This is a genomic window from Nonomuraea sp. 3N208, from assembly GCF_052245935.1.
Classification (GTDB): domain Bacteria; phylum Actinomycetota; class Actinomycetes; order Streptosporangiales; family Streptosporangiaceae; genus Nonomuraea.
Genome location: NZ_JBQQBR010000004.1, coordinates 336,035 through 357,687 on the forward strand (window position 1 = coordinate 336,035; position 21,653 = coordinate 357,687).

The following is a 21,653-nucleotide window of genomic DNA, read 5'->3' on the forward strand; positions in this document are numbered from 1 at the left end:
AGCGCTCCCTAAGGTTGAGCACTGCCGAAATCGATGCCCGACAGGTCGGCGCGAGAGGAGACGCCTAGCTTCGGGAATGCCTTGTAAAGGTGGAATGCGACCGTCCGCGGGCTCAGGAACAGTTGGGCGCCGATCTGCCGGTTCGTGGCGCCGGTCGCGGCAAGCCGTACGACCTGCAGTTCCTGCGGAGTGAGTGCGCCGAGCGGGTTCGGCGCGACGCCGAGCTCCGGCAGGTCGGCGCGGGCGCCGGCCGCGGCCAGCTCTGTACGGGCCCGCTCGGCCCAGGGCACGGCGCTCATCGCCGCGAACCGGCTCATCGCGGAACGCAACTGCACACCGGCGTCGGAGCGCCGCCGTGCCCGGCGCAGCCATTCGCCGTACAACAACTCCGTCCTGGCCTGCTCGAACACGCGCCCACCGCGGCCGTGCCAGTCGAGCGCCACCTTGTACTGCGCCTCGGCCTCGTCGCGAGGGGCGAGCAGCGCGCGGCACCGGTACGCGACCGCGGTCGCCCAGGGCCGGCCGCTGGCCGCCGCCCAGGCGTCGAACCGGGTGAACGCCTCAACCGCCCGCTCCGGGGCACCCAGGCGGGCGCAGGCCTCGACATAGTCAGGTATGGCGAAGGTGACGATCACGGTGTGGCCCAGCGGGCCTGCCAGCACCCGCGCCATCCGCTCGGCCACCGCCTCGTATCGGGCTCGTACGAGGTCGAGCAGGGTCAGCGCGCAGCCGCCCCAGCCCGATCCGTTGCGTTCCTGGGCGGCGCCTTCAGCCTGCTGGGCGAGCCGCAGGCACCTGTCGTCCTCGCCTTGGATCGCGGCGAGCCGCGCCAGGATGCCATGCAGGTGCCGTAGCCGTCCCGCCTGCCCGGTGTCGTGCGCGATCTGCCACGCCTCGGCGCCTGATTCGGCCGCCTCGGCATGCCGTCCGCGCAGGATCAGCGCCTGGGTGAGGAGCTGCAGAGCGTGCGGCAGTGCCCCGATCAGGCCCTGTTCCCGGCAGGTGCCGACCCGCACGGCGGCCAGCTCACAGGCCGCGTCGTCGTCGCCGGTCATCAGCGCGCTGAACACCGCGTACGTACCGACGACCTGGTCAGTGACGCGGCCCGGCGGAATGGCGGCGCGCAGGAGCGGTAGTCCCGCGGCCGGATCGCCGGCGGCCACCCGTTCCATGCCACGCACTGCCGCGGCTACCGGCGCAAGGCGGGGGTCGATGCCCGGCCGGAGGGATTCCAGCAGCTCCGCGGTCTGCCGGAGGGCGTCGTGGTCGCCGGCGAACCAGGCGTCGCCCGCAGCGGTCGCGAGCAAGGACGCTGCCTCGTCCGGCGCAGTACGGGCGATGCCGGAGGCGGCCTCGATCAGCGTGGACGCGGCTGGAGCGCCATGTTCGGCGTCGACCGCGGCCCGTACGGCGGCCAGCCGCGCCAGCACCGCGGGATCGCCGGTCAGCCGCCGTCCACGATCGGCCGCGGCGCCGGCCCGGGCGAGCTGGCCGGCCCCGAGTGCCGCCTCGGCGGCGGCCGCCAGCCGACGAGCGCGTTGCCGCGGATCGACGGTGAGCTGCGCCGCGCGCTCGTACGCGGTGGCGGCCGAGGCATGGCTGCCGCGCCGCCGGGCGCGCTCCCCGGCGGCCGCCAGCACGGCTGACGTCTCCTCATCGGGTCCGACCGCGGCCGCGGACAGATGCCAGGCCCTGCGGTCGGCGTGCTCGTCGCCGTCGAGCGCGCCGGCCAGCGCACGATGCGCGGCCAGCCGCCGTGCGACGGGCGCCTCGTGGTACGCGGCCGCCTTGACCAAGGGGTGGCGGAACCGCAGCCGTCCCTCGGAGACCTGCACCAGCTGAGCACGTTCGCCCGGTTCCAGGTCGGGCAGTCGGACGCCGAAGCCCTCCGCCGCCCGCACAACGAGCTCAAGGCTGCCGGAGTCCTCGGCTGCGGCGAGCATGAGCAGGAGCTGAGCGGGTTCGGGCAGCCGGCGGATCGCGGCGCGAAAGGACTGCTCGAGCCGCCCGGCCAGGGGAAGCCGGGGCGGTTCCAGAGGCAGCGGGCTGAGCTGTCCCGCCCGCTGCTCAGGGGTGAGCGACCCGGCGAACTCCAGGAGAGCCAGGGGATTTCCCTCGGCCTCCTCGATCAGGCGGTCCCGGACCTCTGGCACCAGATCGGCCGCCGCCTCGGCGAGCAACCTCTCGCAGTCGTCCCGGTCCAGCCCGGCGAGCTCCAGCTCGGGGATGCCGGGAACGGAGGACTCCCGAGCGGCCAAGATCATGGCAATCCGCTCGGCCCCCAGCCTGCGCGCCGCGAACGCCAGCGCGTCCACTGACGCACGGTCCACCCACTGCACGTCGTCGACGAGACACAGCAGCGGACGGTCGGCGGCGAGGTCGGCGAGCAGGGTCAGTACCGCGAGACCGACAAGGAAACGATCCGGACCGCCGCTCTCACCCTCACCTTCGCCGAACGCACCGCGCAGCGCTTCCCTTTGCGCCGCGGGAAGTGCCGGGACGAGATGCCGCGCCGTTCTCAGGAGCAGGTGCAGGGCCGCGAAGGGCAGCTCCGCCTCGGCCTCGACGCCGGTGATCCGCAGCACCAGCAGATCACCTCCGGCCCTGCGCGCGGCCTCCTCCAGAAGCGCCGATTTGCCGATGCCCGCCTCTCCACGCATGACAACGGCGCCGCCCCGGCCGATCCCAGCCTCAGCGATCATCGTCTGCAGAAAGGCGATCTCCGCGTTCCGGCCGATCATGATGCCCTGACCTTACCTAACCGGCTCCCCAGCCCTGCGCGCGACTCCGGTCATCGTGACCTATTCGGCAGCGGCTGCTCTTTCGTACGGTCGGTCGCATGGAAATCGTGGAGATACAGCCGGTGGGAACCGTCGTCGGCGGGCGAAGCGAGGCGTTCGACGACGACTGGAACACCGTCGAGGCGTTGATCCGGCTCGACGAGACCTGCTTCAAGCCCGAGGCCCTCGCCGGGCTGGACGCGTTCTCGCACCTGGAGGTGGTGTTCCTCTTCCACCTCGTGGAGCCGGCTTCCGTGCACACCTCGGCCCGACGACCCAGGGGCAATCCGGAGTGGCCGCGGGTGGGCATTTTCGCGCAGCGCGCCAAGAACCGCCCGAACAGGCTGGGCGTCTCCCGCTGCCAGCTGCTCGCCGTCGACGGCCTCGACGTGCGCGTACGCGGCCTGGACGCCATCGACGGCAGCCCCGTCTGCGACCTCAAGCCCTACATGACCGAGTTCGGTCCGCAGGGCGAGGTCGTGCAGCCGGACTGGGCGACCGAGTTGATGCGCAACTACTACTGAGACAAGGGGCCCCATATGATCGCCGAACACACCACCGATGTGCTGGTCGTAGGCGCAGGCCCGACCGGGCTGCTGCTCGCCGGCGACCTTGCCGAAGCAGGCCTGTCCGTCACCCTCCTCGAGGCCCGCCCCCACGAGATCAGCAACCTGTCCCGCGCCTTGGTCGTACACGCCCGCGTGCTGGAGCAGTTCGACGCCCGCGGGATCGCGGACGAAGTCGTCGAGCTCGGGCACCCCATCAACCGGCTGGCGCTGTTCGAGCGAGGTCAACTCGACCCCTCCCGCCTACCCAGCCGCTACCCGTTCGTCCTGTTCATCCCGCAGTACGAGGTCGAGCGCGTGCTGGAACGGCGAGCCCGCGCAGCCGGCGTCACCTTCGCCTACGACACCAAGGTCGTCGGCTTGGACCAGGACACGAACGGTGTCACGGCCCGCGCCGTCCCAGGCAAGGACGCGGATCCGAACGGCCCGTCCACCACCTACCACGCCTCCTACCTGGTCGGGACAGACGGCGTGCACAGCTCCATCCGGCAGGCGATCGGCCTTCCCTTCCCCGGCAAGTCGATTCTCCGCTCGCTGATCCTGGCCGACCTCAAGCTCGAGCAGGCACCGGATCGGCCGTTCACGGTGAACGCCGTCCCCGACGGGTTCGCGTTGCTCACCGAAATGGGCGACGGCATCCACCGGCTCACCGGATGGAACCGGCACCACCAGCTGCCCGACGACGCGCCACTAGACGCCGAAGAGATCAAGGAACTGCTGAGGCTCACCTTCGGCACCGACTACGGCATCACCGAAGTCCGCTGGAAGTCTCGCTTCCACAGCGACGAACGGCAAGCGCCCGCCTACCGCGTCGGCCGGGTCTTCCTGGCCGGCGACGCCGCGCACGTGCATTCCCCGGCAGGCGCCATGGGCATGAACACCGGCCTGCAAGACGCCGCCAACCTCAGCTGGAAGCTGGCGGCCGTGCTCCGTGACGGGGCTGATGACCAGGTGCTGGACACCTACCAAACCGAACGGCACGCCGTCGGCAAGATCGTGCTACGGATGAGCGGAATGCTGGTACGAGCAGCACTGCTGCACGGGTCCGCCGCCCGGCTGCTCCGCGCCATCGCCGGAATCATGCTCAGCAACGTCCGCCCACTCGCCGACAAAGCAGCCGCCATGATCTCCGGCATCGGCATCGCCTACAAAGCTCCGCGCGGCGCACACAAGCTCACCGGACGGCGCGCCCCCGACCTGCGACTGGCGGAAGGACGACTGAACGAACTGCAGCGCGGCGGCAGGTTCGTGCTGATCACTCCCGCCGGGCAGAACGCGGACGCGCCCGTTCCTGACCAGGTCGTACGCGCCCACTGGACCGGCGACCGTCGCACCACAGCCCTGGTCCGCCCGGACGGCTACTTCTGCTGGGCAACAGACAAGCCGAACGCCGAGGCCGCACTCCAAGCCGCACTGACCACCTGGGCGGGCCCCCTCCCCAGCCTGCGTGAATCCCGCCGGCGGTAGCGGTGACCTGCCGACCCTGTGGTTTACCGCAGCCGGCTTGCTCAGGAACGCGCCAGCAAGATCGACGGGATACCTCATGGGCCGGCCAGGCGCGGATTCGTAGCGTTGCCCGTCATGAGAAGCAAAATTCTGATCGCCGGGCTGCTGGCGTCGATGCTGGCCCACACCCCCTGCCCGCGACGGCGACGACCGTGGATGGACGGGAGGACACGGCCAAGGCCCTGATCGCCAAGCTGGTCAGGGAGGACAAGGCGACGGCCGCGATCCTTCGAGTGGACGGGGCCGCCGGGAGCTGGGTGCACAGCGCCGGCGTCAGCGACCTCGCCTCCGGCGCCCCCGTCTCGCCGAACGGATATTTCCGCATCGGCAGCGTCACCAAGCTGCTCGTGGCCACGGTGCTCCTGCAACTCGTGGACGAAAAGCGGCTCTCACTCACGGACCCGATCGAGGGTCACCTCCCCGGCGTCGTTCCGCAGGGCGCGAAGATCACCGTGCGGCAGATCCTCAACCACACCAGCGGCTTGTACGACTACATGCACGAACCCGGATACTCCACCAACCGCTGGCGGGGAACGGCCCGCTTCCGCCACTACGACCCTCACGACCTGCTCAAGGTGGCGTTCGCCGACCCCGCCAAGTCCACCGCTCCCGGCGCCGCGTGGTCGTACTCCAACACCAACTACGTCGTGGCCGGCCTTCTGGTCGAGAAGCTGACCGGCCGCCCGTACGGACAGGAGATCAAGCGCCGGATCCTGCGACCGTACGGCCTGACGCAGACGATGATCCCAGGAGACAAGCCCGGCCTGCCCACCCCGCACGCGCACGGCTACGAGGCCTTGCCCGACGGTGACCTGGTGGACGCCACCCGCATGAACCCCTCACTCGACTGGGCGGCGGGCGAGATGATCTCTACCGGCCGCGACCTCAACCGTTTCCTGACCGCGCTTGCGGGCGGGCGGATTCTGAGCAGGTCCTCGCTGACCGCCATGCGCACGGTCGAGGCGACCGCTGCCGGCTTCGGCTATGGGCTCGGCCTCCAGGAATACCCGCTGCCCTGCGGCACGAAGGCCTGGGGGCACAGTGGCGAGCTGATCGGCTACCTGACGTTCGCCTTCACTTCCGACGACGGCACGAGGATGACCTTGTCCGTGAACCCGTCGAGGAAGCCTGTCACCACGAGCGACATAGTCGCGCTGGCGACCACGGCATTCTGCTGAGTGCGACGCCGGCGTGCACGCGTGAGACCGGCACCAGGTGCCGGGCAGGACGTCAGCGAAGCGGGGGCGCCGGGTTCACATGGCACCCAGGCCGTCTGCGGCTATCACTTCGATTTCGACCATCCAGTCGCTGACGAGAGTCTCGGCCACGATCGCCGTGGTCGGGACGGGCCGGCCTCCCAAGGCCGCTACGCGAGCCTTCGCGTTCGCCTCGGCGTAGGTGGCGTCCCGCAGGTAACTCGTGAGCCTCACAATGTTGTCGACCGTCATGCCCGCGGAGGCAAGGATCGTACGGAGGTTCGCCCAGATGAGTTCGAGCTGCTCATCAAGGGTTGCCCCCGGATTTCCCTCGGGGTCCAGCCCCATCGTCCCAGCGACGAACAGCAGCCGTCCGGCGCCACGGACCTCGAGCGCGTGCACATAGTCATCGGTGGCGGCGTAGATACCTTCTTCCGGACTGTGGGTCACGGTTTCCATGGCGCTGCGGTTCATGGAGCCCATACTCCCCCGGCGGATGGGGCCCTCCCAGAGCCAATCCAGCCCGATTGGTCCCCATCCGAAACCGACCTCACGGTTGCTGGGCCAGCCGGACGTGCCGGTTGCCGAAGCAAGCGCGCGCCGTCGAAGGTGCGGAGCGGGCCAGAGCATGACTCTAGGGAGCGGCGGTATAGAGCGGGTATGTTCGACGCTCCTCGCTGCGGCAATCACTTGGTCCTTTCGCCCGGTTGATGGAAAGCTCTCTGCGGTGACAGCTTCCGCCCCCATGAATTCGACATTCCCGCAATTCCGCAAAGTCCTCGCTGCGGCCTTGCTTGCACTCCCCGTCACCAGCCTCGCGACCGTGGATGCCTCAGCGTCCGCCTCCGCGAATGTCTCAGCAGCCGCGGAAGGCAAATCCGCTGCCATTCTCCGGTTCGGCTACGAGGACGGGTCGAGGTCGTCCGGCAACCCGGAACTGGGATTCAACGAATGTTGCAGCCGTCCCTCGATCCAGGTCGATGATCTGCCGAGGACCGGAAAGTACGCGGTCCGCTCCTATCTGAAGTACGGCGATCATATGGTTGCCGGCGGCACCAGGGCGGAAAGCCACACGATGGACATTGATGCCAGCCATTTCCGATCTGGCGACACCGTCTACTATGGGTTCAGCATCTATCTGGCGAGCACCTGGCAGCGCGATTCAAGAGAAGACATCGTGTTCCAGTGGAAACCCTGGCGCGACCAGTGCGAATCCGACAAGTTTCCCAGCGCGTTCCTCAGCGTGCAGCCCACAGGAAAGTGGCGGTTGCGCGTCAACTCCGACAGCACGGCCTGCTCCACACCGGATTCCGTCCGCAAGACCAGCTTCGACCTCGCCGATGTGAAACCGGGGCAGTGGCACGACTTCGTCTTCAAGTACGAATGGAGTTACGGCAGCCAAGGCCAAATCGACGCCTGGTATCAGACCCACAAGAATCCTGGGTGGCGCAAGGTCTTGAGCGCCACCGGTCCCAACACGTTCAACGACGACGAGTCCACCAGCGGCTACCTGAAATGGGGCCTCTACAAGCCTGCGTGGAACAACGGACCGACCGACGTCGACAGCCGTACGATCTTCCACGACAACATCGCCGTGGGCAAATCCTTCAGTGAGGTCAACCCGGCGGTCAATTAGGCTGCGGCCAGGCCGTCTGGATCACCGACGGCCAACGCGGCGTTGGGTGAGCATTTTGGCGAAGGAGCAGACTTGGGTGATGAGTGCGGCCAGTTCTGGGCAGCGGTCCAGGACGGCCTTGAGCTGGAGCTGGTGGGCTTCTTCGAGCCGGTCGGGGTGGGTAGCAAGCCAGCCAGTGACCTTGCGAACTGAAGGCGCCGGCGCGGCGACAGGGCGCGGCGCGCAGGGGATGCAGATAATCGCTGAGCGCGCCGTAGCTGCCGCGATAGCCGAGCGCGACGATCTCCCTCAGCAGGCGGGTGGCATTGTGCTCGCCCTCTTGCCTGCGCTGATGCAGGCGCTGCACAGCGCCAGGCTGATCACACAACGACGCCGCGGCGAGTACGGGTTGGCGCCTCAGGCCATGATTCAGGTCCTCACCATCCTCGCCGCCGCGTTCGACCTGGCCAACGACCCCCCGCTCGGCCCACCAACCGATCTCCCCAACCCGGAATGACCAAGCGAGCAACAAGGGGCAGGCAAGATCCGGGCTTGCATGAGGAGCACTGACCCGCTCAAACCCGGTGTCGGCTCGGTGGCCCCTGGTGCTGCTACTTCTCACTCCCTGAACACCACCACGCTCCGTGATCACTTCACGGACTTTGAGCTAGATCCACTTGTCACGACAGAACCAGATCGCTCATGTTCACCCTGCATGACCGCATCTGGACATGGATTGAGTCACTTATCGGTTTGGCCGGTCGAGGACCCGTTCGACCAGTGCCGTGTCGCAGTGCTCGACCACTTCGGTGATTTGCCCGTCGGCGACTCGAAAGATGTAGCAGTAAGTCTGGTGGTACGGCTCCCCGCGCTTGGTGGTGGCATATCCGCGGGCTTGGACCACGACGCGGTCTCCTTCGGCGAGGATGAGGTCCGCCTCACTGCGGTAACCGGTGAGCTGCGCCATGAGTGGTCGCAGCAACACGTTCAGTGCCACCTGCCTCGGTCCCCAGCTTCCCGACCACGACCAGTTCCCCGGAAACACCCACCGGAAATCATCGGACATCACCTCGCTCATCGCACGCGTGTTTCCCTGAGCCATCTGGTCGAAGACGTCCTGAAGAAGCCTCTTGTTCTCTGCGGCACCCATGCGAACGAGGCTAACCAGGACACTAGCCATGCGACAAACGACAGTCTCGCATGTTTGATATGAATAATCCGCATGACTGAGTTCACGATCGTCGGCCTGCGCGTGGTCCGCGAAGCGGCCCGCCACGGCTCGTTCTCCACGGCGGCCGACCGTCTGGGCTACACACAGTCCGCCGTCTCCCGCCAGATCGCGCTCATGGAGCAGGCAGCCGGCCGGCCACTGTTCGAACGCCATGCGCGCGGCGTGCAGCCGACCACAGCCGGCCGAGTCGTCCTCCAACATGCCGAAACGGTCCTCGGCGAACTCGACGCCGCCCACCAGGACCTCCACGACCTCGACGCGCGGCCGCCCGGCCGATTGCGCGTCGGAGCCTTCTCCACTGCCATGGCGGCATTGGTCCCCAGAGCGATCGCTGCTCTCGCCGAGCAGGAACCCCACACACAGCTACCGTTGCGCGAGGGGCTGAGTCCTCGCCTGCTGACCGCTGTCGCCCGCGGACGCCTGGACCTGGCCGTGGTGACCCGCCCCCAGGACGCGCCGCAGGGCGTCGAGGTGCTCCCCCTGATAGACGACCCCCTGCTCATCGCGGTCCCGCCGGACCATGCCCTCGCCGGCCGAACAAGCGTCACAGCCGCGATGCTCCGCAACGAACGATGGATCACCGCCAGCACCGAACCCGGCACCACACTCCTGGGCACATGGAGCGACGCCTCCTGGCAGCCCGACATCGCCTTCATCGCGCGCGACTGGGTCGCCAAGCTCGGTCTCGTGGCCGCCGGTCTGGGCGTCACCGTGGTACCGGGACTCGCCGTACCGGCGCTTCCCCCGAACATCGCCCTCGTACGCATCGATCACCCCGCCGCAGTGCGACCCACAGCGATCGCACAACGCTCCGACGCCCCCGACGAACACCTCCGGCGGACCTTCACCGAAGCACTCCGCGACGCCTCAGCCGGACTGTCCGCCCAACTCCGACACAGACTGCGATAGCGGCACAGAAAGCCGATGAGCGCCGTAGCCGAAACTCGTTGCGGAGCGGGGCGAACGGCAGGATGATCGCTCATCCCCAGGTGACCTGCTCATCAAGGGTCGCTCCAGGATTTCCCGCAGGATCCAGCCCCATGGTCCCAGCGACGAACAGCAACCGTCCGGTGCCACGGACCTCGAGCGCGTGTGCGTACGGGCCCCGCATGCAGTGGGATGCGGGTTGCTCAGTCGTCCAGAGCGGCGCGGATCAGGTCGCGGAGTTCGTCGTCGGGGATGCCTGCGGCGTTGTCCGGGCGCAGCTGGATGGTTCCTTTACTGGTCTGGAGTTGGGGATGGCGGGCGGTGAAGTCGGCGGCGCGGTCCTGGCCCCAGCCGTAGAGCGACACTCCATGCCGCCACACGCCGAGGTGGAGGCGGCGGCGGCCGACCTTGTAGGTGGGAATCTTGTAGGACAGGACAACGATGGCGTCGGGATGCACATCCAAGATCAGGTGATGGAGGCGATCGAACAACGGCCGGTACGCGGGGTCGATGGCTTCGATGTAGTCCTGAACGGCGTCGCCCATCTCTCCATCATCGCAAAATCCCACGCAGCATAAGGCCAATCCGAACAGGCCTGATCCTACTCATCGCCGCTGAGAATCAACGACGAAGCGTCAGATCAGGCCGCCGGGGTGCCGGTCGGCGAGGTAGGCGCGTCCGGCTTCAGCGTCGCGAGGGGAGAACAGGTAGCGGATCCAGGCCTGCTGCTCGTGCAGGATGGCGCCCATCTCCCACACGCAGTAGGTCCCCTTGGCCGTCTCCCCGAACGGGATCAGCTCGAACCCCGCCGCATCCTTGAGGTAGGCCGTCTCCCACAGTTCGTTGTCGTTCAGCCACGTGCATATGAGCAGAAGATAAGCGTCCCCGACGCGGTGCAGGATGACGAAGCCGAGATCGCCCTTGGGACTGATCCCGCCGATCTCTGCCCGGAGGAACTCGCGTGCCTCCTTCCGTACGTCGTCGCCGATCTCCCGGTCCTCCCGGTGCAGGTCGTACCACTTGAAGCGAACGCCGGGCAGCTCGAGGCCTTCGCCCGCCGAGAGCCGCTTGCGCACATGCGTGTAGTCCGAGGAAACACTCGTCATGGCTCGACACTAGGCGCGCAGCGGGGCCCGGTGCCGATAGCCACTTCCGATCATTAACGGCAGACCACTTCGCCGCTTTCGAGCCGAGCGCATTGGGACCCGCACACCTGGCGTATCAGGCACTATGGGTTGCCCGCCTCCAGAGCGGCAAGATCCCGTTCGGCGTAGAGCCGGTGCTCCCATTCCTCGTTGAGAATGCACAGCAGGCATTCACGCACCGGGTAGCTACGCGATGGTGGTGGCCATCCCGGCGCCTCGACCGGTTCGGTATGGCCGTCCAGTGACTCGTCGGTGAGCCCGTCGATGACCTCGCGCACGGTGGACATCCGGTCACGACGTAGCTCGAGCACCGTGTCCAGCGACGGTCGCGCCTTGCGGTCGCGGGGCACCCCCGGCGTGTCCGGCATCTCGTCCCACGGCAGATCGAGCGGATCCCACGGAGCCGGATCGCCGAGAATGGCCCTTCTGATCCATGCGTCAGTAGCGAACACGAGGTGACGCAAGGTTTCGACGAAGGACCACTCGCCGTCGACGGAATCGTGCAGCAGCGCAGGATCCAGGCGGCGGGCCCGTTGGACGGTGCCGTCCCAGAGCCGCTCGACGGTGTCCCATGCGTCGCGGAAGCCCGCGGGCGTGGTTGGGCGCATCTTGGCCCGGCCGGGGTGCCTCCGGTCGAGCTCGGCGGTGATCAGCGGCCCGATGTCGACACCATTGATCGTCAAGTTCGCGATCTCGCCGGAGATGTCGACGTTGACCAGCTCGACTCCGCGCATCACGACACCGCTCAGGTTAACGCTGCGGAATTGGGCACCGGCCAGGTCGCTGGCGCGAAACTCCGCTCCGCTGAGATCAACGCGCTCGAACCGCGAACCCCTGAGTTCATCACCGATGAAGTCAGTCATGCCGAGACAGTAACGCCAAGGACCGACAGTCCGTCCACTCGTCGGCCGGTCAGCTGCGCAGGCGTGGGCGGTTGGACTTTGCGTGCCACCCAGCCGGAGGGTCCTCGCCGACCAGCCCGTCCACGGCCTCGCGGAGCAGATCGGCATGCCCGGTGTGCCGCCCGTACTCCTCGATCAGGTCGCAGAGCAGCCGGCGCAGGCTGCAATGGCGCCCGTCAGAGTAGGTGAGGTGGACGAGCTGGTCGAGTCCACCGGCGGCCAGGGCCGCGTCAAGCTTCGCCCGGGACCGTTCGACGGTGGCGTCCCAGAGCGCGTAGAGGTCTTCGGGGGTGTCCTGGGCGGCCGAGTTGAAGTCCCAGTCGGGGTCGGTGTCCCAGTCCGCGGCATCCCACGGAGCGCCGAGCGGCGCGCCGCTGAGTTTGGTGCTGAACATCTGCTCTTCGGCACACGCGAGGTGCTTGAGGAGGCCGCCCAGCGTCAGCGAGGAGGCACCGATGCGGGCCCGCAACCCGGCCGCGTCGAGGTCGTCGGTCTTCCAGCGGAAGGTTGTGCGCAGGCGGTCCAGCGCACCGACGAGGTGCTCGGCCTCGGTGCCCGCGAGTGGCGGTTCCCACCAGTAGTCGCTGTTGGTCATGTCGCGACCGTAGACCCCATTCCGGACGTTCTGCGTCCGGCTCGCACCGAACCCCGGTCAGCCGAGGGACTGGAGGCCGGCCACCTCGTCGTCGGACAGCCGCAGCGTTCCGGCAGCCACGTTCTCGGTGAGGTGGTGCGGATTCCCGGTGCCGGGAATGGCCAGCATGTGCGGTCCTTGCCGCAGCGTCCAGGCCAGCCGGATCTGCGCGGGCGTCGCGCCGTGCGCGCGGGCGATGGCGAGCACGTCTTTGTGCTCCGTGGCGGTCGCCCCCGCCTCGCGCCCAGCGCCGGCGATCGCGAAGAACGGCACGAAGGCTATGCCCTGCTCGCCGCAGCTGCGCAGGAGTTCCTGCTCGCCGGCCGACGCGCCGATGCCGAAGGAGTTCTGCACGCACACCACCGGCGCGATGGCTTGGGCCTCGGCCAGCTGCTCTGCCGTGACGTTGGACACCCCCAGGTGGCGAATGAGCCCGGCCGTGCGAAGCTCGGCCAGCGCGCCGAAATGGTCGGCGATCGAGCCGGTCCTCCGGCTTGGGGGGATGCGCAGGTTGACCACGTCGAGGTGGTCACGCCCGAGCTGGCGCAGGTTGTCCTCTACCTGATCGCGCAACTGCTCTGGCGTGGCCCACCACCAGGCACCCGAGGAGTCACGCGCCGGCCATACCTTCGTGGCGATGACGAGATCGTCAGGATAGGGGGCCAACGCCCGGTTGATCAGCTCATTGGCCGATAGATACGGCGAGAAGTAGAACGCGGCGGTGTCGATGTGGTTGACCCCGAGCTCGATCGCGCGCCGCAGCACGCCGATCGAACGATCGCGGTCGCCCGGGATGCCGGGGCCGAAGGCGACGCTGCCAGTCAGGCGCATCGCTCCGAACCCGATCCGATTGACGGTCAGGTCGCCGAGGTGCCAGGTGCCAGCCGCCGCGGCGGAGTTCGTCTGTGCGGTCATGATCAGGTGTATGTCCTTGCCTATGGGGCTGCCGGAGAGGTGCGTGAGCGCCGCGGTCATCGGGTCTGGCCGGATCCGGGGCATGAAAAAAGCCTCCCCAGGCGGAGTGGCTCCGGCCGAGAAGGCTCAACGAGATGAGTTTAGCAGGGCCGGCTACGGGCGTCCGCCTCGCCGACCGACAACCCACCGCCTGCCGAATCGCCGGTGAACACGATGCGGTCGGCGCTGATTCCCTGGTCGAGCAGCCACCGGTAGACGGCGGTCGCGTCGTCGGCCTGCGCTCCTCGAGGCTCCGCTTCGGCACCGCCCACGTCGCGGGCAGATCGCCAGCATCGGTCTCGATGAATGCAGAACAACGATGGCCGGAAAGGAATCGCTCGCCTTCGCCGGGAGCGGGAAGGCTCCTACCACGGCCATGATCTGGACAGCTCAGACCGAGGGCTAAGCCGTGCCGGCGACGCCGATCAGATTGCCCTCGGGATCGGTGAAGTGGCCGACCACGAGGGTGCCCGGAGTCCCGTCGGGGCCCATCCGTCGCGTCCCGCCGAGGCTCTCGGCTTTCTGGAGCGCGGCTTCCACGTCGGGAACGCCCACGTAGAAGAGGACTCTGGGCTGGTGGCCAGGACCACCGCCGATCCCGCCGTTGAGACCGGTCCCCTCGCCGGTTGTGCTTCCATCCACGAATCCGTACATGCCTGGCCGTGAGACGTTCTGGCTGACCGTGTCACCACCCCGGCACGCGACGCCGGATTGACTGTGGCATGCCGTGGCACTGGGTGAGGCTGATTCCGGACGCGGTGCTTGGCGCACCTCTCGCTCCCGCGCCGCACACCGTCCCGCCACAGGCGCGATAAGCACCGTAAACACCGGTAATCCGGGCGGCGCAGGGTTCAGGTACGCGGGCTTCGCGGCGTAGTCAACGGTGGGTCTACGATCTGTCGGAGTTGTCGCTTCTCCGAAAGGATCTGACTTGTTCGGCGCAGACGTGCACGCCTATCTCCGTTCGGCCGCCGGGGCCCGGGCGCACCGGCACGAGCCGTTCACCATCAGGTTCGACGAGCACGACGACGCGCTCCCGTTCAACTACGCCATCCCCGACGACGCCGCCGACCCCACCGAGGGCGAGGTCGCCGCGCTGGTCGCGGCGTTCCGGGAGCGGGCCAGGACGCCTCGCCTGGAGTACGTGCCGCAGGCCGCGCCGAAGGTGGAGGGCACGCTGCTCGCGGCCGGGTTCACCGTGGAAGGGCGCTACCCGCTGCTCGTGTGCCCGCCGGGCGAGGTCGTGGACGCGCCCGTGGATCCCGCCGTACGGGTCGAGCTCGTGACCGCCGACGCCGACCTCTGGCAGGTCGCCCAAGTGATGAACGCGGCGTTCGAGGCGCCGGAGGCGACCGAGCACGATGTCGCACGGCTGCGGCGGGTCCTGGACGGCGGCGGGATCGTGGCCGCCGCTGTGGATACCACGACCGGCGACGTCGTCGGCGCCGGCCAGGCCGGCAGCCCGCATCACGGGGTCGCCGAGGTCGCCGGCATCGCCGTACGCGTCTCGCACCGGCGGCGCGGCATCGCGGGCGCAGTCACCGCGCTCCTGACCCGCGCGGGCGCCGACGCCGGCATCAGCACTCCGTTCCTCACCCCCGCCGACGACGGCGCCGCCCGCGTCTACGCCCGCGTCGGCTACCGCCGGGTCGGCGAGGCTCTGCACATCTCGCTGCGCGCGTAGCACGAGCGCGACGAGCAGATCGCTCGTCGCCGCCTGCATCACCAGAAAGTCCCCGAAGGGCGTGCGCGCGCTCGTCGCCCGACCGGGCCCGATCATCTGATTTGCCGAACGAACATCGTTCGTCCTACAGTGTGATCACTTCGACGAGACGCTCTCCAGAAGTAGGCCGCAGAGCGAGAGCGCCCCACCTCGATGAGGTGCTGGAGGGGCGGCAGGAGTCTTTGCCGACCCTTCCCTTCGGAGGTCTGTCACATGAACATCGGTATCGGCTTGCCCATCGGCGACCCGACCACCTTGCCCGACTGGGCCCAGCGCGCCGACGCCGGCCCCTTCAGCACCCTCGGCCTACTCGACCGGCTCGTCTACCACAACCCCGAACCCCTGGTCGCCCTCGCCGTCCTCGCGGGCGCCACATCCCGCATCCGCCTCCAGACCGAGGTACTGCTGGCCCCGCTACGCGACACCGCCCTGCTCGCCAAGCAGGCCGCCACCCTGGACCGGATGACCGGCGGCCGCCTGGTCCTCGGCCTCGGCATCGGCGGCCGCGACGATGACCACCAGGTCACCGGCGTCGACCTGCGTACTCGAGGCCGCCGCCTGGACGAACAGATGGCGATGATGCGCCGCCTGTGGTCCGGCGAGCCCTACGGCGACGACATCGGCCCCATCGGGCCCGCCCCCGCCCGTCCCACCGGCCCGATCGTCCTCTTCGGCGGTTTCAAGCCCGCCGCACTCGAACGCGTCGCACGCTGGGGCGACGGCTTCCTCTCCGCCGCATCACCCTCATGGGCAGGCGACCTGTTCGACACCGTCCGAACCTTCTGGAAAAAGTACGGCCGCGACGGCGAACCCCGCATCGTCGCACAGGTCAACGTCGCACTCGGCCCCCAGAACGTCATCGACGACGCCCGCACCAACATGCACGCCTACTACACCTTCACCGGCATGGCCGATCGGATGGTCGCCGGAATGCTCACCACACCCGCCGAGATCCGCACCACGATCGCCGCCTTCGCCGACCTCGGCGCCGACGAGGTCATGCTCTACTGCTACGGCCTCGACCCGTCCCAGGTAGACCGCCTCGCCGACGTGGTGTGAAGACGGAGATCGCCTTCGATTCACATGGGGTTATACGGCCTCCGCCTGGCCTGTCCGTCCGGCGGAGCGTCGCCGGCTGCGGTGGCGTACGAGTAGGGCGCGGACTGCCAGAGCCGGGTTGAGCAGGGACGTGGTGGGGGCGACCTGCATCCCGACCAGCGCCAGGCGGCGGGACACCTCCGGATCGTGGACCGCGGCCTCACGGAGCAGGCGTTGCACTTCACTGGGCGGACCGGTTTCCGCGTCGCCCCGCATGAACGCGTGTTCCCGCTCGAGGGCGCGGTGGGCCCGGCGGTAGCGGCGCAGCCCTGCCGCCGGGTCGTCGCCGGCGAGCAGGGCAGGCGCCGTGGCGCCGGCGAGCCACTGACCCGACAGCAGCGCCCAGGTGCAGCCGGGGGCCGGGGCGGGGTCGGCGGTCAGGGCCGCGTCACCGATCAGGGCCAGGCCCGGCTCGGGGGTGGGGTGGCGGCGGATGAGCGGGTAGTCAGGGGCGACGACGACCTTGGCGGCGCGTTCGGCGCGGGTCAGATCGGGGGCGTCGGGCAGCGAGGCGACGTAGCGCTCGATGTAGGCGGCGTGGTCGGTCAGGTCTGGGGGCAGGGTGTCCTTGGCGGGCATGACCGCCACTTCGGTCAGCCCGCCATCGGTGGGACCGAGTACCACCCAGTCCCGGTCGTTCCACCACAGGGCGGCGGGGGTGGGCAGCGTGTGCCGGACGTTCCGGTAATAGGTGTAGAAGAACGCGCGGCCGTTTGGCGTGAACTGCTCGGGGACGCCGGCCAGCGAGGCGACCTTGGACCGGTTGCCGTCGGCACCGACGACCAGGCGGCCGGTGTGGGTTTCCTCGGTGCCGTCGAGCAGCCGGGCGCGGATGCCGCTCACGCGGCGTCCTTCGGTCAGCAGGCCCGTGACCGTACGGCCGAGGAGCAGGTCCACCCCACCGGTGGCGGCGGCGCGGCCACGCAGGATCGGGTCGAGGGTGGTGCGCCTGACGTTGAGGAACGGCGGGACGTCGGCACGGGAGCGATCGGTCCAGCCGTACTCCGTCCGGATCGAGAGGTCGCCGGTGCCCGCGCCGGTGGCCAGCAGGTCGTCCCACAGGCCGAGCCGGCGCAGCGGGGCCTGGGCGCGGCCGAGCAGGAAGTGACCGCATAACCGCTTGGGGGTGTCGATGCTGCGGTGCTTTTCCAGCAGCGCGACGCGTAGGCCGGCCCGGCCGTACAGGATGGCGGCGGTGCAGCCGCTGATGCTGGCTCCCACGATGACGACGTCGTAGTCCATGACGCTCTCCCGGTTTCGTCACACTGTTTCGTTACGCCGTAACGTAACAGTGTTGCGATAGGCTGTCCAGCATGGGACGCCCACGCGCGCACGATGAAGAGACCCGCCGCACGTTGCTGGCGGTGGCCGGCGACCTATTGGCGACCGAGGGATCGGCCGGGGTAACCGTCCGGCGGGTGTCCCAGGAGGCCCAGACCACCACCCGGGCGGTCTACAGCCTGTTCGGCGACAAGGAGGGCCTGCTACGCGCGCTCTACCAGCAGGCCGCCGAAACCATGCGCCGCCACCACGAGGGCGTCCCCGAGGACGAGGACCCGCTCGTGGAGATCACGGCACTGGCGCTCGCGTACCGGGCCGCCGCCCTCGAGGAGCCCAACCTCTACGGCCTGTTCATGAGCGGCGCCGTACCCGGCTTCCGTCCCGTCGGGGACGACGCCCAACTGGCCCGCCGCAGCCTCACCCGCGTCGTGCAGGCACTTCAACGCTTCGCCGACGCCGGGCACCTGCCCGGCCACGACCCCCGGCTGATCGGCCAGCACCTGTGGGGCCTGGTACACGGCCTGGCCACCCTCGAACTCCAAGGCCACCTCGGCACGCCCGACCAGGCGGAGGCCCGCTGGCGCGACGCGGTCCTCGCCACCGTCACCGGCTACCGCCAGCCACCTCCTACCCCTCAATGATCAGCATTGGAGAGCACGGCAGTCTTCGAAGGTGGTCCCCTTCGTCAGCGCGGGTCTTGCCCGGGGACTCCTGCGAGCAACCGCGTTCATCGTCGTACCCTGAAGACCATAAGGCGGCGCCATGAGCGCTCAGCCCCGTTGGCAGTGGCCGCCCGGTAGACCATCCGAGAGTGCCGAAGACGATCGGCGGCATCTCCAACGCGCTGCGTGGAAGCCGCCGCACTCAGTTCTTCATCCAACTTCCTGGAAGCGCAGCAGGGCCCTGAGCTGGACGGGGTACGGACAACTTCAACCTCTGTAGCGGGGGTATCCACCGTGGTCGGGAAGTTCGTCTTCGTAGTCACAGGCAGCGACTGCGTCATGGCCTGCCTGCCAGGCGTGGGTGAGAATCTTGGTCACCGTCTCGATGACCTGGTGGCTGGTAGCGTTCCCTCTTTCGATCTCCATCTTGATCGGCCAGGTTGGAAAGTCGGGCCCATCGTGAGTGCAGTCGGAATTGCGCCGGATCTCGATCTCGATGGTGCCGACGCGCAGCAGGCGACCATCACGTGTCGCGCCGATGGCTCGGGCGGCCAGCTCGATCGCAGCATCTTCGCTGACGCCCTGTAGGTAGAGCCCGCAGTAGTCGTAGCGGTCGGGGCTGGTCATGCGGCGTCTTTCCCCTCATGACGTTCCAGCAGAACGCCGCGTTCGAAGCGGGCGCCCGCACGGACGAGGGCGACCAGGTGAGGTGCATTCACCGCCCGCCAGCGAGCCTGGGCCGTTCAGTCACGAGAACCGCGGCGCCGTACTATCGCGTCGCTGATCTGCCGTGCCGCTTCGAGCTCGGGCGCCACCCAGCGCAGGCCGGTGTCCCCCACCTCCGCCGGCTCGGCGATTACCTGCGGCAACGGCCCCTCATCCCGACCGGACCGCCACGTCGACGGGTCCGGCCGCTCCGGCAGGTGCCGGAACCGATGGTTCTGCGCCTCATCGCTCATGCTAGACATGACGCCCCGAACCCCCACCAAGTTCCTCGCGGAATCGTGAATTCCCCCACAGACCCCGGTGCATTGCTGCACCGAGGACCTCTCGGCTCTACAAGGAGGGCTCGGCACAGTGGGGATGCCGGTCGAGCGCTCGGAGGTCCCGCACGGGGTCGCGGTCTTCCCCGGCGACGGCGGGATCCGGCGTATCGCCGAGCGTGAGCACAACGTGATTCACTGGTCGGAGTTCGACCGGGGCGGTCACTTCGCCGCCATGGAGGCCCCCGACCTGCTGGTCGACGACGTCAGGGCGTTCTTCCTGAAGGTCCGCTGACCATGGGTTCCGCGTGGCGGCTCTGATCAGGCTCACCTGGGCGTGCTTTTTGGATCTTGAATGAGATGTTCCGTGGGTCACCTCAGAGGCGTCGGCCTCGAACGCGACTCGCTGGGTCATTGGTCGGTCGGGCGCGATTGACGTAGCCCGGCGATGAGAAGCTCGACCATGCGACGCGCGTCGTAGCGCGAGTCGCCGTCGACACCGACGCATAGGTTGCCGATGCCGCGCAGGAGTCCGTAGGCATCCATATCAGGGCGAATCTCGCCGGCGGCGGCAGCGGCATCGAGCAACTGAGCGCACACGGGCACGAGACGGTCGAGAAAGTAGGCGTGCAGAGTCTCGAAGCGAGCGTTGTCGGACTGCAGCGCCGCGGCGAGTCCGTGCTTGGTGATCAGGAAGTCAACGAAGAGATCGACCCATTGCGTCAGCGCGACGTGCGGTGTGCTGCTGTTCGCCAGCAGGGCTGGTCCGGCTTCGGCGCAGGCGTCGACCTGGTGGCGGAAGACAGCGATGACGAGGTCTGCTCGCGTCGGGAAGTGGCGGTAGATCGTACCCATCCCGACGCCGGCCTTGGCCGCGATGTCGCGCACCGGCGCGTCCACGCCAGAGACGACGAACACGGCGGCAGCGGCGGCGAGCAGGGTCTGTTCGTTGCGTCGGGCGTCGGCCCGTTTCCGCGGGGACGTTCGCGCTATTTGCCCATCGATGTCGGACACCGTGTCGGCTCCTCTCGTTGCCAAGCCTTGCAAAGCGGAGCAGCGCTCCGTATGTTAGACGGAGCACGGTTCCGCTTAACCATGATGCCAGAGCGGGCGACCAGCCATCAACGAGCCGTGACGTCGACAGTCCCCCGATGGAGGAGACACATGCAATACCGCACCATGGGCCGCACCGGTGTACAGGTCAGCTCCCTTGTGCTCGGAGCGATGAACTTCGGCGCCCTCGGGCGAACTACCCAGGACGAGGCCACCGCCATCGTCGACGCCGCGCTCGAGGGCGGAATCAACCTCATCGACACCGCCGACATGTACAGCGGCGGCGAGTCCGAAGAGATGGTCGGCAAGGCCATCGCCGGTCGACGCGACGACATCGTGCTCGCCACCAAGGCGAACATGCCGATGGGTGACGAGCGCAACCACCAGGGCAGTTCGCGCCGCTGGCTGGTCACCGCACTCGACGACAGCCTGCGCCGCCTCGGCGTCGACCACGTCGACCTCTACCAGATCCACCGGTGGGATCCGCGGACCAGCGATGAGGAAACGCTGTCGGCGCTGACCGACCTGCAGCGCGTCGGGAAGATCCGCTACTTCGGCTCCTCGACCTTTCCGGCCTACCGTGTCGTCCAGGCCCAGTGGGCCGCCCGAGACAACCACCTGAGCCGGTACGTCACCGAACAACCCAGCTACTCGATCCTGCAGCGGGGCGTGGAGACCCACGTGCTGCCCGTCACCGAACAGTACGGGCTCGGCGTGCTGGCATGGAGCCCGTTGGCCTCGGGCTGGCTGTCGGGTGCGGTCCGTGCGGGTCGAGAGATCACGACCAGCCGCTCGACGTTCATGCCGCAACGCTTCGACACCGCCATCCCCGCCAACCGCGCCAGGCTTCACGCCGTCGAGCAGCTTGCAAAGGTCGCCGACGAGGCCGGCCTGACGATGATCCAGCTCGCGCTCGGCTTCGTGACGGCGCACCCCGCCGTGACCAGTGCGATCATCGGCCCCCGCACACTGGACCACCTGCACTCTCAGCTCGCCGCCGCAGACACCGTGCTGTCCGCCGACGTACTTGACGCGATCGACGCGATCGTCGCTCCCGGTGTCGACCTCGCCGCGCACGAGAAGTACGACACTCCGCCAGCCCTGCTCGACCCGTCGCTGCGACGCCGCTGATGGCGCACCCGACGCTCTACCGCTACGCTGCGCGTGGTCGCCGAGCATGCCGACGTGTGGAACATCCCCGGCGGTGACATCGACGACGCCGTCCGTCGCGGCGCCTTACTGGACCGCTTCTGCGCCGAGATCGGCCGCGACCCCGCCTCGATCAGCCGATCCATCGTCCTGCCGGTCTCCTACGACCACCCCAGTAACACACGGGACGCGATCGCTGAAGCCATCGACGCCGGCTTCCAGCACATCGTCCTAGGGTTGCTTGCCCC

Annotated in this window: 25 protein-coding genes; 11 read left to right on the plus strand and 14 right to left on the minus strand. The window is 68.5% G+C overall.

Translation table 11 applies throughout. From position 1 onward, the window contains the following. Nucleotides 1-8: 8 nt before the first annotated feature. Entirely contained in the window at nt 9-2,741 is a 2,733-nt protein-coding gene (locus tag ACTWPT_RS07885; protein WP_443176582.1) for an ATP-binding protein, read from the minus strand. Between the two features lie 98 nt (nt 2,742-2,839). Between ACTWPT_RS07885 and ACTWPT_RS07890 the strand changes: the two genes are divergently transcribed. The 3 genes from ACTWPT_RS07890 (at nt 2,840) to ACTWPT_RS07900 (ending at nt 6,030) form a co-directional block, all read left to right on the plus strand. Further along, complete coding sequence (locus ACTWPT_RS07890; protein WP_443176583.1) at nt 2,840-3,304, plus strand: SAM-dependent methyltransferase; 465 nt, start codon at nt 2,840-2,842, stop codon at nt 3,302-3,304. Nucleotides 3,305-3,319: 15 nt separating this feature from the next. Continuing rightward, complete coding sequence (locus ACTWPT_RS07895; protein ID WP_443176584.1) at nt 3,320-4,813, plus strand: FAD-dependent monooxygenase; 1,494 nt, start codon at nt 3,320-3,322, stop codon at nt 4,811-4,813. A gap of 191 nt (nt 4,814-5,004) precedes the next feature. Further along, complete coding sequence (locus ACTWPT_RS07900; RefSeq protein ID WP_443176585.1) at nt 5,005-6,030, plus strand: serine hydrolase domain-containing protein; 1,026 nt, start codon at nt 5,005-5,007, stop codon at nt 6,028-6,030. 75 nt (nt 6,031-6,105) lie between these two features. Here ACTWPT_RS07900 and ACTWPT_RS07905 read toward each other — a convergent pair whose 3' ends face one another. Then, nucleotides 6,106-6,522: a RidA family protein gene (locus tag ACTWPT_RS07905; protein ID WP_443176586.1), complete on the minus strand. Its 417-nt coding sequence runs from the start codon at nt 6,520-6,522 to the stop codon at nt 6,106-6,108. 271 nt (nt 6,523-6,793) lie between these two features. Between ACTWPT_RS07905 and ACTWPT_RS07910 the strand changes: the two genes are divergently transcribed. Next, a complete protein-coding gene (locus ACTWPT_RS07910) occupies nt 6,794-7,684 on the plus strand; it encodes a polysaccharide lyase (protein WP_443176587.1) in 891 nt (296 codons plus the stop codon). 175 nt (nt 7,685-7,859) lie between these two features. After that, entirely contained in the window at nt 7,860-8,180 is a 321-nt protein-coding gene (locus tag ACTWPT_RS07915; protein ID WP_443176588.1) for a hypothetical protein, read from the plus strand. Nucleotides 8,181-8,408: 228 nt separating this feature from the next. Here ACTWPT_RS07915 and ACTWPT_RS07920 read toward each other — a convergent pair whose 3' ends face one another. Next, nucleotides 8,409-8,813: a nuclear transport factor 2 family protein gene (locus tag ACTWPT_RS07920; protein WP_443176589.1), complete on the minus strand. Its 405-nt coding sequence runs from the start codon at nt 8,811-8,813 to the stop codon at nt 8,409-8,411. A 72-nt stretch (nt 8,814-8,885) separates the two neighbouring features. Here ACTWPT_RS07920 and ACTWPT_RS07925 point away from each other — a divergent pair, with 72 nt between their 5' ends. Further along, a complete protein-coding gene (locus tag ACTWPT_RS07925) occupies nt 8,886-9,803 on the plus strand; it encodes a LysR family transcriptional regulator (RefSeq protein ID WP_443176590.1) in 918 nt (305 codons plus the stop codon). A 221-nt stretch (nt 9,804-10,024) separates the two neighbouring features. On the opposite strand, the gene ACTWPT_RS07930 is transcribed toward ACTWPT_RS07925, so the two are convergent. From ACTWPT_RS07930 to ACTWPT_RS07960, 7 genes are all read right to left on the minus strand, one after another. After that, entirely contained in the window at nt 10,025-10,366 is a 342-nt protein-coding gene (locus ACTWPT_RS07930; RefSeq protein ID WP_443176591.1) for an iron chaperone, read from the minus strand. A 90-nt stretch (nt 10,367-10,456) separates the two neighbouring features. Next, complete coding sequence (locus ACTWPT_RS07935) at nt 10,457-10,927, minus strand: hypothetical protein (protein ID WP_443176592.1); 471 nt, start codon at nt 10,925-10,927, stop codon at nt 10,457-10,459. A gap of 122 nt (nt 10,928-11,049) precedes the next feature. Beyond that, nucleotides 11,050-11,829 carry a DinB family protein gene (locus ACTWPT_RS07940; RefSeq protein ID WP_443176593.1) on the minus strand — a complete coding sequence of 260 codons (780 nt, stop codon included), beginning with the start codon at nt 11,827-11,829 and terminating at the stop codon, nt 11,050-11,052. Nucleotides 11,830-11,878: 49 nt separating this feature from the next. Next, a complete protein-coding gene (locus tag ACTWPT_RS07945; RefSeq protein ID WP_443176594.1) occupies nt 11,879-12,463 on the minus strand; it encodes a mycothiol transferase in 585 nt (194 codons plus the stop codon). A gap of 57 nt (nt 12,464-12,520) precedes the next feature. Continuing rightward, entirely contained in the window at nt 12,521-13,501 is a 981-nt protein-coding gene (locus ACTWPT_RS07950; protein ID WP_443176595.1) for an oxidoreductase, read from the minus strand. Between the two features lie 56 nt (nt 13,502-13,557). Then, the gene (locus ACTWPT_RS07955; RefSeq protein WP_443176596.1) at nt 13,558-13,728 is read right to left on the minus strand and encodes an alpha/beta hydrolase fold domain-containing protein; all 171 of its coding nucleotides are present in this window, start codon (nt 13,726-13,728) and stop codon (nt 13,558-13,560) included. 130 nt (nt 13,729-13,858) lie between these two features. Continuing rightward, nucleotides 13,859-14,098, minus strand: coding sequence for a VOC family protein (locus ACTWPT_RS07960; RefSeq protein ID WP_443176597.1), 240 nt, complete (start codon nt 14,096-14,098; stop codon nt 13,859-13,861). 289 nt (nt 14,099-14,387) lie between these two features. Here ACTWPT_RS07960 and ACTWPT_RS07965 point away from each other — a divergent pair, with 289 nt between their 5' ends. Then, nucleotides 14,388-15,140 (plus strand): GNAT family N-acetyltransferase, encoded by a 753-nt coding sequence (locus ACTWPT_RS07965; protein WP_443176598.1) that lies wholly within the window; start codon nt 14,388-14,390, stop codon nt 15,138-15,140. A gap of 252 nt (nt 15,141-15,392) precedes the next feature. Then, nucleotides 15,393-16,238, plus strand: a complete 846-nt coding sequence (locus tag ACTWPT_RS07970) for an LLM class flavin-dependent oxidoreductase (protein WP_443176599.1) — start codon at nt 15,393-15,395, stop codon at nt 16,236-16,238. Nucleotides 16,239-16,268: 30 nt separating this feature from the next. Here the strand turns inward: ACTWPT_RS07970 and ACTWPT_RS07975 are convergent, their stop codons facing one another. Beyond that, nucleotides 16,269-17,519, minus strand: coding sequence for an FAD-dependent oxidoreductase (locus ACTWPT_RS07975; RefSeq protein WP_443176600.1), 1,251 nt, complete (start codon nt 17,517-17,519; stop codon nt 16,269-16,271). 71 nt (nt 17,520-17,590) lie between these two features. On the opposite strand from ACTWPT_RS07975, the gene ACTWPT_RS07980 reads away from it, so the two are divergent. Then, nucleotides 17,591-18,199, plus strand: a complete 609-nt coding sequence (locus ACTWPT_RS07980; protein ID WP_443176601.1) for a TetR/AcrR family transcriptional regulator — start codon at nt 17,591-17,593, stop codon at nt 18,197-18,199. Nucleotides 18,200-18,487: 288 nt separating this feature from the next. On the opposite strand, the gene ACTWPT_RS07985 is transcribed toward ACTWPT_RS07980, so the two are convergent. After that, complete coding sequence (locus tag ACTWPT_RS07985; RefSeq protein ID WP_443176602.1) at nt 18,488-18,847, minus strand: hypothetical protein; 360 nt, start codon at nt 18,845-18,847, stop codon at nt 18,488-18,490. A gap of 116 nt (nt 18,848-18,963) precedes the next feature. Continuing rightward, the gene (locus ACTWPT_RS07990; protein WP_443176603.1) at nt 18,964-19,179 is read right to left on the minus strand and encodes a hypothetical protein; all 216 of its coding nucleotides are present in this window, start codon (nt 19,177-19,179) and stop codon (nt 18,964-18,966) included. Between the two features lie 118 nt (nt 19,180-19,297). Between ACTWPT_RS07990 and ACTWPT_RS07995 the strand changes: the two genes are divergently transcribed. After that, nucleotides 19,298-19,498: a hypothetical protein gene (locus ACTWPT_RS07995; protein WP_443176604.1), complete on the plus strand. Its 201-nt coding sequence runs from the start codon at nt 19,298-19,300 to the stop codon at nt 19,496-19,498. A gap of 116 nt (nt 19,499-19,614) precedes the next feature. Here the strand turns inward: ACTWPT_RS07995 and ACTWPT_RS08000 are convergent, their stop codons facing one another. Next, nucleotides 19,615-20,217 carry a TetR/AcrR family transcriptional regulator gene (locus ACTWPT_RS08000; protein ID WP_443176605.1) on the minus strand — a complete coding sequence of 201 codons (603 nt, stop codon included), beginning with the start codon at nt 20,215-20,217 and terminating at the stop codon, nt 19,615-19,617. A 150-nt stretch (nt 20,218-20,367) separates the two neighbouring features. On the opposite strand from ACTWPT_RS08000, the gene ACTWPT_RS08005 reads away from it, so the two are divergent. After that, nucleotides 20,368-21,387 (plus strand): aldo/keto reductase, encoded by a 1,020-nt coding sequence (locus ACTWPT_RS08005; RefSeq protein ID WP_443176606.1) that lies wholly within the window; start codon nt 20,368-20,370, stop codon nt 21,385-21,387. Nucleotides 21,388-21,653: the final 266 nt, after the last annotated feature.